Annotated in this window: 15 protein-coding genes; 6 read left to right on the plus strand and 9 right to left on the minus strand. The window is 51.1% G+C overall.

Features of this window, described 5'->3' with window-relative positions; all coding sequences use genetic code 11:
* Positions 1 to 5: 5 nt before the first annotated feature.
* Together BUB73_RS16770 and BUB73_RS01265 are read right to left on the minus strand one after the other, a co-directional pair.
* Positions 6 to 272 carry a hypothetical protein gene (locus tag BUB73_RS16770; protein ID WP_139258154.1) on the minus strand — a complete coding sequence of 89 codons (267 nt, stop codon included), beginning with the start codon at positions 270 to 272 and terminating at the stop codon, positions 6 to 8.
* A 64-nt stretch (positions 273 to 336) separates the two neighbouring features.
* A complete protein-coding gene (locus tag BUB73_RS01265; protein ID WP_073156144.1) occupies positions 337 to 600 on the minus strand; it encodes a DUF1653 domain-containing protein in 264 nt (87 codons plus the stop codon).
* Positions 601 to 805: 205 nt separating this feature from the next.
* Between BUB73_RS01265 and ilvC the strand changes: the two genes are divergently transcribed.
* From ilvC to BUB73_RS01280, 3 genes are all read left to right on the plus strand, one after another.
* Positions 806 to 2290 (plus strand): ketol-acid reductoisomerase, encoded by a 1485-nt coding sequence (gene ilvC / locus BUB73_RS01270; protein WP_073156147.1) that lies wholly within the window; start codon positions 806 to 808, stop codon positions 2288 to 2290.
* Between the two features lie 188 nt (positions 2291 to 2478).
* Complete coding sequence (locus BUB73_RS01275; RefSeq protein WP_073283015.1) at positions 2479 to 4068, plus strand: EAL domain-containing protein; 1590 nt, start codon at positions 2479 to 2481, stop codon at positions 4066 to 4068.
* 164 nt (positions 4069 to 4232) lie between these two features.
* Positions 4233 to 5717 (plus strand): DUF1846 domain-containing protein, encoded by a 1485-nt coding sequence (locus BUB73_RS01280; protein ID WP_073156152.1) that lies wholly within the window; start codon positions 4233 to 4235, stop codon positions 5715 to 5717.
* 87 nt (positions 5718 to 5804) lie between these two features.
* Here the strand turns inward: BUB73_RS01280 and BUB73_RS01285 are convergent, their stop codons facing one another.
* The 3 genes from BUB73_RS01285 to dapA all read right to left on the minus strand — a co-directional run bounded on the left by BUB73_RS01285 (position 5805) and on the right by dapA (position 8045).
* Positions 5805 to 6137, minus strand: a complete 333-nt coding sequence (locus tag BUB73_RS01285) for a hypothetical protein (protein ID WP_139259076.1) — start codon at positions 6135 to 6137, stop codon at positions 5805 to 5807.
* A gap of 64 nt (positions 6138 to 6201) precedes the next feature.
* Positions 6202 to 6933 (minus strand): hypothetical protein, encoded by a 732-nt coding sequence (locus tag BUB73_RS01290; protein WP_073156158.1) that lies wholly within the window; start codon positions 6931 to 6933, stop codon positions 6202 to 6204.
* A 155-nt stretch (positions 6934 to 7088) separates the two neighbouring features.
* A complete protein-coding gene (gene dapA, locus BUB73_RS01295) occupies positions 7089 to 8045 on the minus strand; it encodes a 4-hydroxy-tetrahydrodipicolinate synthase (RefSeq protein ID WP_073283017.1) in 957 nt (318 codons plus the stop codon).
* Between the two features lie 280 nt (positions 8046 to 8325).
* Here dapA and BUB73_RS01300 point away from each other — a divergent pair, with 280 nt between their 5' ends.
* The 3 genes from BUB73_RS01300 (at position 8326) to BUB73_RS01310 (ending at position 11666) form a co-directional block, all read left to right on the plus strand.
* Complete coding sequence (locus BUB73_RS01300) at positions 8326 to 9939, plus strand: phosphohexomutase domain-containing protein (RefSeq protein WP_073156164.1); 1614 nt, start codon at positions 8326 to 8328, stop codon at positions 9937 to 9939.
* A 52-nt stretch (positions 9940 to 9991) separates the two neighbouring features.
* Entirely contained in the window at positions 9992 to 10759 is a 768-nt protein-coding gene (locus BUB73_RS01305; protein WP_073156166.1) for a hypothetical protein, read from the plus strand.
* Positions 10760 to 10922: 163 nt separating this feature from the next.
* Positions 10923 to 11666, plus strand: a complete 744-nt coding sequence (locus BUB73_RS01310; protein WP_073156169.1) for a YebC/PmpR family DNA-binding transcriptional regulator — start codon at positions 10923 to 10925, stop codon at positions 11664 to 11666.
* Between the two features lie 157 nt (positions 11667 to 11823).
* On the opposite strand, the gene BUB73_RS01315 is transcribed toward BUB73_RS01310, so the two are convergent.
* The 4 genes from BUB73_RS01315 to argC all read right to left on the minus strand — a co-directional run bounded on the left by BUB73_RS01315 (position 11824) and on the right by argC (position 15650).
* Positions 11824 to 12963 (minus strand): N-acetylmuramoyl-L-alanine amidase, encoded by a 1140-nt coding sequence (locus tag BUB73_RS01315; RefSeq protein WP_083539595.1) that lies wholly within the window; start codon positions 12961 to 12963, stop codon positions 11824 to 11826.
* Complete coding sequence (gene smpB / locus BUB73_RS01320; protein ID WP_073156171.1) at positions 12963 to 13433, minus strand: SsrA-binding protein SmpB; 471 nt, start codon at positions 13431 to 13433, stop codon at positions 12963 to 12965. Before smpB ends, BUB73_RS01315 begins: the two co-directional genes overlap by 1 nt.
* Positions 13434 to 13444: 11 nt before the next feature.
* Entirely contained in the window at positions 13445 to 14599 is a 1155-nt protein-coding gene (obgE, locus tag BUB73_RS01325) for a GTPase ObgE (protein ID WP_083538056.1), read from the minus strand.
* 76 nt (positions 14600 to 14675) lie between these two features.
* The gene (argC, locus tag BUB73_RS01330) at positions 14676 to 15650 is read right to left on the minus strand and encodes an N-acetyl-gamma-glutamyl-phosphate reductase (RefSeq protein WP_073234051.1); all 975 of its coding nucleotides are present in this window, start codon (positions 15648 to 15650) and stop codon (positions 14676 to 14678) included.
* Positions 15651 to 15755: the final 105 nt, after the last annotated feature.

Genomic DNA, 15755 nt, shown 5'->3' on the forward strand with positions numbered 1-15755 from the left:
AAAGCCTAGTTGGTGCAACCGGCTGCGGTCATTCGTTCCATGAATCGGCCGGCGAACAGGTCCGGACTTGTCTGCATTAGCAAGGAGTTGTTGGCTTCCTTGCGGTAGGCGTCGTACTGTTCGCAAAGGTCGAAGTCGCAGGTCATGGTGACAGAAGCCTTGCCACTACCGCAAGTTTGCGTTCCAGTGGCAGATGCTGAAGAACTGGATTCGCTACATCCGCAAAGAAGAGCTAATCCCAATACTGCGATACAAAGTAAAGTTTTTCCCATAATCTTTTGTCCTCTTGACTCCCAAAACTATCTAATAATTTGTAGAAAAGCAAGTTTGTTGAAGTTAAAATGATTTTTCAGAGAGGTCGACCAACTCGAAACGGTATTTCTGCTTGACTTCCGGGTATTTTTCGTGGTCCACTTCGCTTAAAAACATGGACTTTTCGCGGATCCACATGGCGTTGTCGCCGTAAAGTTTGCGGTAAATGACGTAATCTTCCTGAGTTTCGGAATGCTTGGCCACCCCTTCTACGATGTAAAAACGATTTTTGAAGTGCCTATAGATTCCGTGGACCTTGATTTCCCGAATTTCCTCTTTGTTTTCCATATTGTATGCAGTCCTTTTTTGCTTTCACCCATTTATAGGAAAAAATATGGGGAATGCGGGCCGGGAACGCAGATTTTAAAAAATAAAGTAGAGGAATCGGCTTGGAACGCCCAAAAAACGTAATGCATTTTGCCGTATCACTCGCCTTTTATTATATTTACCCCCGTAAAAACTTTAAATACTACTCAAAAGAGGTTAAATAATCATGGGTATCAATTACTTCAATTCCATTCCTCTGCGTCGTCAGCTGGAAGAAATCGGTCACTGCCGTTTCATGGATTCTTCTGAATTTTCTCGCGGTGTAGAAGCCCTCAAGGGCAAGAAGATCGTGTTCGTCGGTTGCGGCGCTCAGGGTCTCCATCAGGGTCTCGACCTGCGTGATAGCGGTCTCGATGTTTCCTACACCCTCCGTCCGGAAGCAATCGCTGAAAAGCGTCAGTCCTGGAAGAACGCTACCGAAAACGGTTTCGCCGTCGGTACCTACGAAGAAATGATCCCCACTGCTGACCTGGTTTGCAACCTCACACCGGATAAGCAGCACCACAACGTGATCCCCGCTGTCATGAAGCTCATGAAGAAGGGCGCAGCTCTCTCCTACAGCCATGGCTTCAACATCGTTGAAGAAGGCCAGCAGATCCGTGAAGACATCACCGTTATCATGGTGGCTCCCAAGGGTCCGGGTTCCGAAGTCCGTTCTGAATACGTTCGCGGTTTCGGTATGCCCTGCTTGATCGCTGTCCACCCCGAAAACGACCCCGAAGGTAAGGGTTGGGACTATGCTAAGGCTTACGCCGCTGGTCTCCACGCTGACCGTCCGGGCGTTCTCGAAAGCTCTTTCGTCGCCGAAGTGAAGTCTGACCTCATGGGCGAACAGACCATCCTCTGCGGTATGCTCCAGACCGGTACCATCCTCTGCTACGACAAGATGGTCAAGGAATTCGGTGTTGAACCGGCATACGCAACCAAGCTCCTCCAGTACGGTTGGGAAACCATTTCCGAAGCCCTGAAGCACGGTGGCATCACCAACATGATGGACCGTCTCTCCAACCCGGCTAAGGTTCGTGCAAACGAACTCTCCGAAAAGATGAAGGTCATCATGCGCGGCCTCTATCAGGAACACCAGGACAACATCATCTCCGGTAAGTTCTCCTCTACCATGATGATCGACTGGGAAGCTGGTGACAAGGACCTCCTGGCATGGCGTGCAGCTACTGGCGAACTGGAATTCGAAAAGGTTGCAGCTACCGACAAGGCTATCTCCGAACAGGAATACTTCGACCGCGGCGTCCTCATGGTCGCTATGATCAAGGCCGGTGTGGAACTGGCATTCGAAACCATGTGCTCCGTCGGCATCAAGCCCATGAGCGCATACTACGAATCTCTCCACGAAACTCCGCTCATTGCAAACCTCATCGCTCGTAAGAAGCTGTTCGAAATGAACCGCGTTATCTCCGACACCGCAGAATACGGCTGCTACCTGTTCGCTAACAAGTGCGTGCCTCTGCTGAAGGACTTCATGGCTAAGGAAGTCACTAAGGAAGATATCGGCGCTATCTTCGGCGAAGGCAAGTCCACCGCTGTTGATAACGAAGAACTCATCAAGGTCAATGCAAGCATCCGCAAGCACCCGGTTGAAGAAATCGGGGCTTGGCTGAGAGCCAGAATGAGTGGTATGACCCGCGTGGTGTAATACCAACATTCGTTTGTTAACGATTTTATGTCCCGTTAGGTTTTGCCTAGCGGGATTTTTTGTTTCGTTTTGGTTACGTATATTCCTGATTGGAATATAAAGAACCTTTAGAAAGTCCTTGTGCACTATTTTTTTTTAGGTGGGATTATTGTAGTTTAGACCATAGGGAATTTTTTGGGTTAAGTGCTATGATCAGTTCAAAAGAAATTTTGGAGAATCTGGACTCGGCTATAGCCGGCGAGGAGTTTCAAGTTTATTTTCAGCCGCAGTATAACCATTCTACTGGGATGCTGATTGGTGCGGAAGCGCTCGTTCGTTGGGCGTCTCCTAAGTTCGGTTTTATTTCTCCTGCTGATTTTATTCCTGTTCTTGAAGAGCAGGGACGTATTCCCGAGATTGATCTCTATGTCTTTGAACGGGTCTGCAGATTTCTTCGCCATAGCATAGATTCTAATTTGCCTTTAGTTCGCATTTCGGTGAACATGTCCCGAAATGATATCTTGCGGGAGGATTACATCCAGAGAATGGAAGCCCTCCGTTGCAAGTATGATGTTCCTACAAAGCTCATTCATGTGGAATTGACAGAAACGGCTGCAATTTCGGGCTCCCAGATTATCATTGATACCATCGATAAATTGCATCGACTGGGATACACTGTCGAAATGGATGATTTTGGCAGTGGGTATTCTTCGCTGAATGTGCTGAAGGATATTGATTTTGACGTTCTCAAGTTGGACCTGAAATTTATTGCGGGAAGTATCGGTAACGAACGCGGCGGAACGATCCTGAGCTCCATTGTGCGTATGGCCAAGTGGCTGCAGCTTCCTGTAATTGCCGAAGGTGTTGAAACCGTTGAACAGGCCGATTTCTTGAAGAGTGTCGGTTGCGATTACGTACAAGGTTTTCTGTACTCCAAGCCTGTTCCTATCTCTGAATATGAGAAACTTTTGAATGGCAATTCTGTGGGCTCCATTGTACCGCAGATGAATTTGAACAGTGTCCTGGATGCGGGTAAATTCTGGGATCCTGATTCTCTTGAAACCTTGATTTTCAGCAACTTTGTGGGAGCCGCCGCTATTCTTGAACAGCGTGGCGATTCTCTGGAAGTTCTCCGGGTGAATCCTAAGTTCCTTCGCGAAATGGGTATGAACTTGTCTGAAAAAGACTTGGTGAACTCGAATCCGGTCAAGACGATGGATGCTTCTAACATGAAGATCTATATGGAGTGTCTGGAAAAGGCGGCAGAAAAGAGAGAGGAACAGGAATGTGAAACCTGGAGAAATGTGCGCTCGGCCTGCTGCGGCTTTGAACGGCTTTGCGTGCGTAGCTGCATTCAGTTGATTGGCGTGAGCAAGGTTAGCCGTCTCTTCTTTGTGACGATAAGAAACATTACAGTCGAAAAGAATATGCTGCTCCAGATGCAGGCTGCAGAGCGTCGCTTTAAGGCCGCCAGTGAACAGGCTAATATTTATTTCTGGGAGTACTCTGTGGCTACCAAGGAAATGCGCCCCTGTTTCCGCTGTCAGCGTGACCTTGGCTTGCCTCCCTTGGTTCGTAATTATCCGGAGCCTGTTATTGAAAATGGATTTTTCCCTGCGGATTTTGCGGATATGTACCGTGAATGGCATCGAAAGATTGACGCTGGCCTCGCTAGTGTGGAAGGCATCATTCCGTTGACCGAAAAGAGGATCCCGTTCCATGTCCGTTATACCACGGAATTTGATGAAAATGGTCGCCCTGTCAAGGCCTATGGATCTGCCACCATGGTGGTGGATTGATGACCGTGGGGAATAAGAAATAATTATTTCATTCTATGTAAAATGTCTGACCTTAAAGGCGCAATTCCTTGTGAATTGCGTCTTTTTTTTAGATTACAACCCTAGGGGAGACGGCTCCAATTTTTTATTTTTGACCCGATAAATTTTATGCATGTGGAGCATATATGTTCAAAGTTGGATTTGATAACGACGCGTACTTGAGAACGCAGTCCGAGAAGATTGCCGAACGTATTGCAAAGTTCGGTGGAAAGCTTTACCTTGAATTTGGCGGAAAGCTCTTTGATGACCACCACGCAAGCCGTGTACTGCCTGGCTTCGCCCCAGATTCCAAGATCCGCATGCTCGAAAAGCTGAAGGACAAGGCCGAAGTTATTATCGCCGTCAATGCCAACGATATCGAAAAGAATAAGGTCCGTGGCGACCTCGGCATTACCTACGATCAGGACGTTCTCCGTCTGATCGACGCCTTCCGCGGTTACGGTCTCTATGTGAGCAGCGTGGTGCTGACTCGCTGGCAGGACCAGCCTAGCGCCCTGGCTTACCAGAAGAAGTTGGAAGGTCTAGGTCTGAAGGTTTACCGCCATTATCCCATCGCTGGTTACCCCAACAACATTCCTCTGGTAGTGAGCGATGACGGCTACGGCAAGAACCAGTTTGTTGAAACAACCCGCGAACTTGTGGTGGTGACCGCCCCGGGTCCGGGAAGTGGAAAGATGGCTGTTTGCCTCTCCCAGATTTATCACGAAAATACCCGCGGCGTCAAGGCCGGTTACGCAAAGTTCGAAACGTTCCCCATCTGGAACATTCCTCTGAAGCACCCGGTGAACTTGGCTTACGAAGCTGCTACCGCAGACTTGAACGATGTGAACATGATTGACCCGTTCCATCTGGAAGCTTACGGCAAGACCACCATCAACTATAACCGTGATGTTGAAGTGTTCCCGGTTCTGAACGCTCTGTTCACTCGCATCCTTGGTGAATCTCCGTACAAGAGCCCCACTGACATGGGCGTGAACATGGCTGGTAACTGCATCATCGATGATGACGCTGTTAGCGAAGCCGCCAAGCAGGAAATCATCCGCCGCTACTACAACACCCTCTGCGATGTCCGTAAGGGCAACGCTGATCAGGATCAGGTTTACAAGCAGCAGCTGGTCATGGAACAGGCTCACATTAGCACCGCCGACCGTCCGGTGGTGGCTGCCGCTCTCAAGCGTGCCGCAGAAACTAACGGCCCCGCCGTTGCTATTGAACTTCAGGATGGCGCTGTGATTGCCGCAAAGACTTCTTCCTTGCTGGGTGCGTCCTCTGCCATGCTTCTGGATGCCCTCAAGCACCTGGCTGGTATTCCTGATGAAGTCCGTCTGCTTTCTCCCATGGTCATTGAACCTATTCAGAGCCTGAAGACCAAGCAACTGGGCCACACCAATCCCCGTCTCCACATGGACGAAGTGTTGGTGGCTCTCTCTGTCTGCGCCCTCACGGATTACAACGCAAAGATCGCTCTGGAAAAGCTTCCGGAACTCCGCCACTGCGAAGTCCATGCCAGCGTCATCCTCTCTCAGGTTGATGTAGGCGTGTTCCGCCGCCTGGGTGTGAACTTGACCTCTGAACCGAATTATCAGACTAGCAAGTTGTATCATACCTAAGCAAGGTAATCCTTCGCTTTAAAGCTTCGGCTTATCGTCGCACAGATTTCAATTAAAAAAGTCCCGGAGTAATCCGAGACTTTTTAGTTACCATGAAAGTAAAACAATTCCTGTGGTACCAAGGGCGATTAGACCTGCTCCAGCTCCGATGCCTGTTGCACTACCACTGTTTAAACCTACGTCAACACCAATCACCATAATTCCGCCAAGTATTCCTGCGACAGAATAAAGGTAACCCATAAATCTCAAAAAAGGGCTGTGATCGGAATAATCACCGTCGTAATTTGTGTCGTGGACGTAATTCTCTATATTAGTAGGAATGGATTGCACAATTCTAGATTCATGCGTTACAATAGGGGTGGCCGCAAACGAATTTAATGCGAGTAGGAGAATAAACAAGATTGTGCTTACGGATTTCATGATAACCAATATAAAAAACGGCCGGCATAAACCGGTCGTTCTTTAAAGCTTCGTTAGTCTGATATTACTTAGCCTTTTTCGGGGGGTGAGCTGCAATCTTCTTGGTGCCCTTGGCCTTTTCGGCTTCGAGTGCTGCCTTTTCTTCGGCTTCGGCTGCAGCTTCAGCTTCGTCGAATGCGGCCTGCATTTCTTCCAGAGCGCCAACGGGATCGTCTTCGATGATTTCGGAAGCTTCGTCTACCAGTTCGGCGAATTCGTCGTACCAGTCTGCGAAGATTTCCACTTCCAGGTGGTCAACACCGGGAACGGTGAGACGGACGCCGCAACTTTCGCCAACGCGGTCCATGTAAGAAGCGATTTCCGGCTTCAGGAGGGACAGGTCCAGGCCGTCCAGGTCTTCCGGTTCCAGCCATACGCCATCTTCTTCCTCTTCTTCAACCTTAGCTGCCTTCTTGGACTTCTTGTCTGCCTTCTTTTCGGCCTTGTCTTCGCAGCAGCAACCGCACTGGCAACCGCAATTGCAGTCGGCGCCGTAGGTTTCCAGATATTCTTCGTCATCCATACCGCTGTCATAGAAGAATTCGTCTTCTTCAAGGTACAGGGTTTCGACAAAGATGCTCTTTGCGCCCAGGGACTTTGCGGCTTCGATGAATTCCTTCAGGTCGCCACCAAAGTAGCGGGTTGCTTCCACTTCTTCGTTCAGGGTCTGAACGGGGATGGGGAGGAGCTTCTGCTTGCTGATGTAAGCGCAGACTTCGTCGCTAATGGACTTCTGAACTTTCTGATTCTTAGCCATGATATTCTCCTTGTGAGGTATGAGGTTCGAGGTCGCTCGCAGTGCTCGCTTGAGGTATGAGTCAAATGATCGCGGCTTTGCCGCCTTACTTTAACTCAAAGGTCCGAAGGACCGTCCTCAAACCTGAAAGCACCGAAGGTGCGCCCTCAAACCTATTAAACGTGATACTTCTTGAGGCTTTCTGCCTTTTCGTTGATGAGCTTCATGATGCGTTCTACGGCTTCTTCGCCGCGGGCGGTGTCCTTGACGCTGGTCATGGGCTGGAACAACGGGCTGTTGAACATGGTTCCCAGAGGAATGGGGTTCTTGCGGCAGAAGGTTGCTTCCACGTAGTCGCGGGCTGCGCTCTGCAGGTCCTTGGCCTTGGAGGCATCGCCAGCAGCGTATGCCTTGTAAAGGTCAGAGAAAATCTTTGCAGCTTCGGGAATGTTACCGGTAGCGGTAATCAGGCCCTGGCCACCCATTTCAAGCATATCGATGAAGAATCCGTCTTCGCCAGAGAGAACGGCGAAGTCGTTGTTCTTGGTTTCGTTGATGACGCGCTTGGTGTCTTCGTGGAACTTTTCGCCGATACGGAAGTCAACTGCCTGCTTGAGACCGATGATGTTCTTGTCTTCGGAAAGGGCGATGAGGGTGTCGGGGTGGACGTAGCTAGCGGTACGGCCCGGAACGTTATAGATGATGATCTTGGCGCCAGTTTCTTCGCTCAAGGTCTTGAAATGCTTTTCGATGCCTTCCTGGGACGGGTTGTTGTAGTAACCGGTCACGCAGAGCATGGGAACTTCAGCAATCTTCAGGATTTCCTGAATCATTTCCACAGATTCACGAGTGCAGTTGGAGCCTGCGCCTGCGATAACGGGAACGCGGCCGCCTACGTAGTCCAGAGTGAACTTGATGATGTCCAGATGCTGCTTGTGAGTGACGGTGGCGCTCTGACCAGTGGTGCCAACCGGGAGAATACCGGAAACGCCAGAGGCAATGAGGTCGTCAATCATCTTTTCCATCTTCTTGTAGTCGATGGAGTTGTTAAGGTTCTTAGGATCATCGTTCATCAGCGGAGTGAACAATGCGGGAAAAACACCAGTAAGTTGAGAAGCTTTTGTAATTTGCATGCCTTAAAAATAGCTATAAAATGAAGATTTGGACCTTGCAAATGTCGCTTTACCCCCATTATTTTTCGCGAAAATCGGTGTAAACGGGGGATTTGGTGCCTTTAAGGACGTAATGACCTGGATTTTTACCTTTCTTTTTACCGTATGCTGTTCTTTTTATGTCAAAAAATAACATTAAAATATACAGGGGCGAGATAAGCCCCTTTTTGGTGGGGAGGGGTATCGTTTGTAACAAAATTTTTGTAAATTAATGCCCGAAAACTTTAAAATAGGAACCACTATGGAAAACATTACTCAGATTTGGAAGAAGATCCAGTCCCCCGAATTTAACCCCGCTACCGACATGGCTCTGGTAGAACAGGTCAAGCAGGTGGCTCTCACCTCTCAGGAACCGGCAAAGGTTAGCTTCGGCACTTCCGGCTGGCGTGGCGAAATCGGTTCTGAATTCACTCTCCGTAATCTGCAGGTCGTAGGCGCAGCTATCGTCCGCCTCTACAAGGAAGCTGATGCTGCCATGTTCGAAGCTCTTGGCGTCAAGGACTTCGCTGAACTTCAGAAGCGCGGCGTTGTGGTTGGCCACGACAACCGTCTCCTGGGTCACGAATTCTGCGAAGCTGTGGCTGACCAGTTCGCCAAGGCCGGTGTGAAGGTTTACTACGGCAACGAAATGCCGACTCCGGAATTCTCCGCTGCAATCGAAATGCTGGGTGCTGCCTGCTCCATCAACATGACTCCTAGCCACAACCCCAGCCACTACAACGGCATCAAGTTCAACCCCGCAGACGGCGGTCCTGCAGGTCCGGAAATCACCAACGTGATTACCAAGCTCTCTAACGAAATGATGAGCACCTGGAAGTTCGAACCGGTCTCCAAGGTTGACTGGGAAATCATCGACTCCCTGAAGATCTACAAGGAATTCCTGATCAAGCAGGGCACCATCAAGTTTGACCGTATCAAGGACTTCATCAAGAAGGATCGTCTGACTTTGGTCTGCGACCACGTTCACGGTTCTACCCGTCGTCGTCCGGCCGCTCTCCTGGACAATCCCCAGTGCCTCGTTACCATCCGTAACGAAGACGACAGCCTGTTCGGCGGTGTTGCTCCGGAACCGTCTTCCAAGAACCTGGAAATGGTCCGCAAGGCTCTGGACGAAAGCAAGTCCTTCTTCCGCCTGGGCGCAATCTTTGACCCGGATGGTGACCGTATCCGCTTCTACGATGGTTCTCGCGAAATCGACATGAACCAGTTCGGCGCAATCGCTTTCCACTACATGGCTACCTGGCGCAAGGAACAGGGCGTGGTTGCAAAGTCTGTTGCTACTTCTAACTTCGTGAACATCATTGCTGAAAAGCTGGGCGTTCCCGTTATGGAAACTCCGGTGGGCTTCAAGAACTTCCGCCCCTGGTTGTCTCGCAATGCCAAGGATAAGGCTCTGGTCGCCTTCGAAGAATCTGATGGTATTTCCGGCCTCAACAACACCCTGGAAAAGGATGCTCAGTTCGGCCTTCTCATCGCTCTCGAAATCATGGCTACCACCGGCAAGAACCTGGGTGAATACCTGGATGCCCTCTATGCTGAATATGGCCGCTTCTACCCCAGCCGCGCTGGTTTCGAAGTGGACAAGTCCCTGGTCGGTGCTCCGCTCATCGCCAAGGTGAACGCTGTTGCCGAAGCCGCACAGGTCGGTGCTAAGGTCATGGTGGGCAACACCGAAAAGACCGTTAAGCAGTTGCTCACTCTCGACGGCGTGAAGATCATTTTCGAAGACGATTCCTGGATGCTGGTTCGCCCGTCCGGTACCGAACCCAAGGTTCGTATCTATACCGAATGCCGCAACCCGGATGAAAAGGATCCCATGTTCGAAGCAGCCAAGGCTCTGTTCTACAAGAACTAAGTCTTGATTAGTGGATTGGGTTTCTAACCCGAATTAAAAGAGGATTAGAATTATGAAGAAGTTACTTGCATTTCTCTTTCTGGCCTTTGCAGTTGTTTGCTCTGCTCAGAACCTGAAGCCTGAATTCCAGGCTTTCTCTGGGGCGCTGCTTAAACTGAAGAAGGTTGAAAAGGGTTTCCACAAGTTCCAGTTGACGGTGGATGTCGCTCCGTGGGCCTTCCAGGCTACGGGTGAAGTCCAGGCTCCGGGTGGAGACGGCGACGTCTTGATTACCGGTCTCTTTGACGGTGAACTTTATGCGGTTCTCGCATACGTTCCCTCTACGGCTGCTGGTACCGACGGTCAGGAATATCAGGTTGGTTTCTTTGACATGATGCTTTATTATGAAGAAGAACCTACCCGTATTCGTAACCTGAAGTTCAAGCTGTTGCCTCCGGCCAACGATGAATGGGCTAAGGGCATTCTGAAGGATGCTCTGGAATCCGGTTCCTTGATTGGTAACGTGTGGGGCGGTAAGTATGACCGCGCCATTACCAAGGCTTCCGCTGATCCTATGGACAAGAAGAAGTTGCAAGCTCTTCAGAAGAAGAACGGAAACCGCAAACTTTCTGATGACGATGGAACCATTTCTACCCGCAAGCGTCGTGTAGAAGCTGAAGAAGCTCCCGTTACGAAGCCGGCCAAGAAGGGCAAGGCTGTAAAGGATGAGGCTCCTGTCAAGAAGAATAAGCACAAGAAGGTTTCTTCTGGTGATGGCTGCGATGATCCGAGCCTGAGCGTCAAGGAAAAGCGCCAGTGCGCTATGCGTAAGAAGAAATAATCTTCTTTGTAGTTCGAAACTTATAAATGCCGCTGCCTTTCGTAGAGAAGGGTGGCGGCTTTTTTCTTGATTTTTTATATAAAACTTGCGGAATTTAAGGACAGACGTCCAAAAAAAAATTATTTTTTGACCCGAAACTTTTGCAACCTATATGAGGTAATTTATGTCCGGTCACTCCAAATGGGCCACCACCAAACGTAAGAAAGCTAAGACTGACGTTGCCCGTGCTAAGGCATGGAACAAGTTGATTAAGGAAATTTCTATCGCTGCTAAGCTTGGCGGCGGCAACCCGGATGCAAACCCGCGTCTCCGTGCTGCTATCATCAAGTCCAAGTCTCAGAGCTTGCCCACCAAGAACATCGAAAGTGCTATTGCCAAGGGTACTGGCGCTAACGGTGGTGCAGACGTTACCGAACCGCTGTACGAAGGTCGCGGTCCTGCAGGCATTGCCATCATGGTGCAGTGCATGACCGACAACAAGGTTCGTACCGTTGCTGAAATCCGTAACATCTTCAACAAGAACGGCGGCGCCATGGGCGAAACCGGTTCCGTTACTTGGGCATTTACCTACAAGGGTATGATTGTTATCGATGCAGAAAAGTACAGCGAAGATCAGGTTATGGACCTGGTTCTGGAAGCTGGTGCAGACGACATGAGCACTGAAGACGGCATCCACGAAGTTTCCACCTCTCCGGAAGCATTCGACGCCGTTACCCGCGCTCTTGAAGGTGCTGGCATCGAAATGATGAGCGCTGAAATCACCTACGTCGCTAACGACCCCGTCAAGCTGGGCCACGACGACGCTGTGAAGCTGCTCAAGCTCATCGACAAGTTCGAAGATCACGACGACGTTCAGGACGTTTACCACAACGCTGAAATCGACGAAGCTGACATGGACGCTGAGTAATCCTCTGTAACCTATAAAGCGAACTTCGCGAATTTGAGAAGTCCTCGGTTTAGACCGAGGACTTTTTACTCATACGACGTAAAAAATAGGTGCCGCGGACTTGTCAAAAAGGCGACTCCACCGGAGTCACCTCTCTTTATACTTTAACCTTTAACCTTTACCTGCCCAGGGTTTCGCGGTAGTTGTGAACGGCTTCCTTGTAGCTGGTGACTGCCTTGGAAATGCGTTCTGCGATATCCTTCTGGCCGGCGTCGCTCATCATGTAGGCTTCGTCTTCAAGGTTGCTGATGAAGCCGATTTCGTAAAGGACTGCGGGCATTAATGCACCCACCAGGACCATGAAGCCTGCACCGCCTACGCCACCTGCCTGGCGACGGATCTTGCCGCCGTCCATGGCCTTTAACATTTCTTCGGTGAACATGTAGCTGTTCTGCTTGTACTTTTCGAGGCGGGCTTCCAGCTTAAACCATTCGATGGGGGAGAGTTCTTCCTTGGCGTTCTTTTCGCCGTAGAGGGTGGCCACCTTGTTTTCGCGGCGGGCGATGGCCTTGTCTTCTTCGCTTTCGGGAGCGCGGAGTACGTAGACGTGGTAGCCCTTGATAATCTTCTTGCGTTCGGGAGTGGCGTCAACGGCGTTGCAGTGGAGGCTGATGAAGAGGTCGCCATCCCATTGGTTTGCTAGATTGGCCCGCTGGCCCAGTTCGACAAAGTAATCCTTGTCGCGGGTCATCTTGACGATAAAGCCTTCCTTTTCCAATTCCTTCTTGAGGAGCTTGCCTACGGTAAGGACAATGTCTTTTTCTTGAGACTTGGAACCGATGGCGCCTGAGTCCTTGCCGCCGTGGCCCGGGTCGATAACGATGGTCTTGACTTCGCGGGTGCCTGCGGTTTCATTTTTTGCGGGGGCGGGTGCTTGGGCTGTGGTTGTTGTATTTGTTGCTGCGGGGGCTGCCTTTACACTGCTTGATGAAACGGCTGCCTGTTGGGCGGAACTTTTTGCGGTTTGTTCTGCCTCAAAAAATTTTGCTGCGTCGACGGAATCAATTTGGATGCGGCCTGCAGAAAGAACTGGAGCTGCTGCAAGGTTGATTGTCTTGCCGTGGAGACTTGCGTAGGGGAGGCCGATGGCGAACTTGACCGTGTCCTTGTTTCTTTCTAGGGTGAACGTTTTTTGAACGGGATACCAATGGAAAGAGGCGCCCTTACTTTGGGCGAAATTCTCTACGTCCGTTTTACCGGCCCACACCGCAGAGGCGGTTGCTAGGCAGAAAAGCAGTACCCACAAAACCTTGTTCATTACTTGTGTGCCTTTGCTGCGCGATCCATTTCCATCTTGGCGTCGCGTTCCATAATGGTCTGACGTTTGTCGTGCTGGTCCTTACCGCGGCAGATGCCCATTTCCAGCTTGGCGCGACGATTCTTGAAGTACAACTTCAGAGGAATCAGGGTGCAGCCCTTCTGTTCCTTGGCCTTGCGCATCTTTTCGATTTCGTGGCCATGGGCCAGGAGCTTGCGGCGTCTTGCAGGAATGTGGTTGAAGCGGTTGGCGAATAGGTACTCGTCGATGCGGGCACCTACCAGCCAGAGCTCGTTCTTCTTTTCGTCAATGTCAATCCAGGCTTCGCCAATGGTACACTTGCCGTCGCGAATGGACTTGACTTCGGAACCGATGAGCATGATGCCCACCTCGAAGGTTTCGTCCACGAAGTAAAGGTGGTTTGCCTTTCTATTCTGGATGACGGGTGTTGACTGTTCCTTTTTTGCCATGGACTTTTACCTTACTTGGACTTTTTTGCGGCAGGCTTCTTTGCGGGAGCCTTCTTGGCAGGAGCCTTTGTGGTCTTGGATGCGGGCTTGGCTGCGGTCTTGGATGCTGCCTTGCGTTCTGCCTTGGCAGCAGTCTTTGCGGCGGCCTTCTTGACAGGTGCTTCTACCTTCCTGGTTTCCCAGCCCACCTTTTTCTTTTGGACGTGGGGGACTGCCTGATCCAGGGCGTCACGGAGTTCCATGCAACCTTCACCGGTAAAGGCAGAGGTGATGATAACCTTTTCCTTATGTTCCGCAAACTGTTTGATGGCCTCTTCGATGCCCAGGTCACTTTTGTTCAGGGCGATTACGTAGGGCTTCTTGGCTAGCTTCGGGTGGAATGCCGCCAGTTCTCCCTTCAGAACCGTGAACTGTTCGTAGGCGTTTTCTGCAAAACCGTCAATTACGAACAAAAGAGTGTGGGTGCGTTCGATGTGCTTCAGGAACTGGTGACCCAGACCCTTGCCTTCGCTGGCGCCTTCCAGGAGACCCGGAATGTCGGCCACCACAAAGCTATGTCCGTTCATCTGCACGATGCCAAGCACCGGTTCCAGAGTGGTAAAGGGATAGTCGCCCACCTTGGGACGTCCGCTGGAAATCTTGTTCACCAGACTGGACTTGCCTGCGTTGGGGAAGCCAACCAGACCGACGTCTGCCATGAGCTTCAGTTCCAGGAACAGTTCGCGCTTTTCGCCTGCTTCGCCCGGAGTGCATTTGCGAGGTGCCTGGTTAGAAGGGGTGGCGAAGTGCTGGTTGCCCATGCCGCCCTTGCCGCCACGGGCAGCAATCCAGCGCTGGCCGTCTTCGGTAAGGTCTGCAAGAATTCGACCTTCGGCATCCTTGACGATAGTTCCCTTGGGTACGTCTACGATGAGGTCTTCTGCAGATCTGCCGGTGCAGCGCTTGGCGCCGCCGGCTTGACCGGGGCGTGCCTTGTACAGACGTGCGTTACCCATGTCCAGCAGGGTGGAATACTGTTCGTTGACTTGGAGGATAACGTGACCGCCACGGCCGCCATCTCCGCCATCGGGGCCGCCCAGAGGTACAAACTTTTCACGGTGGAAACTGCAGATGCCGTCACCGCCCTTGCCGGAGCGCACTTCGATTGATTTTTCGTCTAAAAACATAACAGGTTTCGAGGTCCGAGGTATGAGCTCGTCGCTTCGCTCCTTTGAGTTTGAGTTAGGCGGCTTCGCCGCAGGGTTAGAGTCCTAACGTTTCGTCGAGACCGAGAGCGATGTTCATGTTCTGGATGGCGGCACCGCTGGCGCCCTTGCCCAGATTGTCGATGATTGTTGTAACCTGCATGACGGTTTCGTTACCGAAAACCTGGATGCAAGCATTATTTGTGTTGTTGCAGATGGTGGGGTTCAGACGGCCGTTGATCAGTGCCGGAGTCTCTGCAGGGGTTGCTTCGTAAGGCATGACGGTTACGAAGTTGGAGCCTGCGTAGTGTTCCTTGAGGATGTCGGTCAGGTCCTGAGGTCCAACCTTCTTGCTAAGCTGGTTTGCAAAGAGGGCTACGGTTACGGCCATGCCCTTGTAGTAGGGGCCAAGCACCGGATTGAAGAAGGGCGTGTTTTCCAGTTCGCAGTACTTCTTCATTTCGGGAATGTGCTTGTGAGAAAGGGCCAGGGCGTAAGGTGCCGGAGCCATGATGGGGAGGGATTCTCCTGCCTTGTGGCCAAGAGCGCTTTCGTCTTCGTATTCGGCGATGAGCTTCTTGCCGCCACCGGAATAGCCGGTGATGCTGTAGGCTGCCAAGTTTGTGGACTTGGGGAGAATGCCGCTTGCGACCAGCGGGTGTACGCCAAGGATAAAGCCTGTGGCGTGGCAACCGGGGTTAGCAATGCGCTTTGCTGTGCTGATGGCCTTGCGCTGTTCTGCAGAAAGTTCGGGCATGCCGTAAGTCCAGTCCGGGTTCACACGGTGAGCCGTGGAAGCGTCGATGATTACGGTGTTCGGATTGGTGCAGAGCGCTGCACTTTCCACGGCGGCTGCATCGGGCAGGCACAGGAAAGTCACGTCGGATTCATTGATCAAGCGCTGGCGTTCGGCGGTATCCTTACGCAGTTCCTGGGAAATGCGCAGAACTTCGATATCGTTACGCTTTGCGAGTCGATCATAAATCTGAAGACCGGTGGTACCAGCTTCGCCATCAACAAAAATCTTGAACATTGCTTTTATTCCTTAGGAAATCAGGGATGAGGTCGCGACGATGTCGCTTTGAGGTCGCTCGCTGTGCTCGCTAGAGGTAAGTTAAATTGTCGCAGCGAAGCCGCT

Origin of the sequence: Fibrobacter sp. UWH6 (genome assembly GCF_900142465.1) — a bacterium.
In the GTDB taxonomy this organism is placed as follows: Bacteria; Fibrobacterota; Fibrobacteria; order Fibrobacterales; family Fibrobacteraceae; genus Fibrobacter.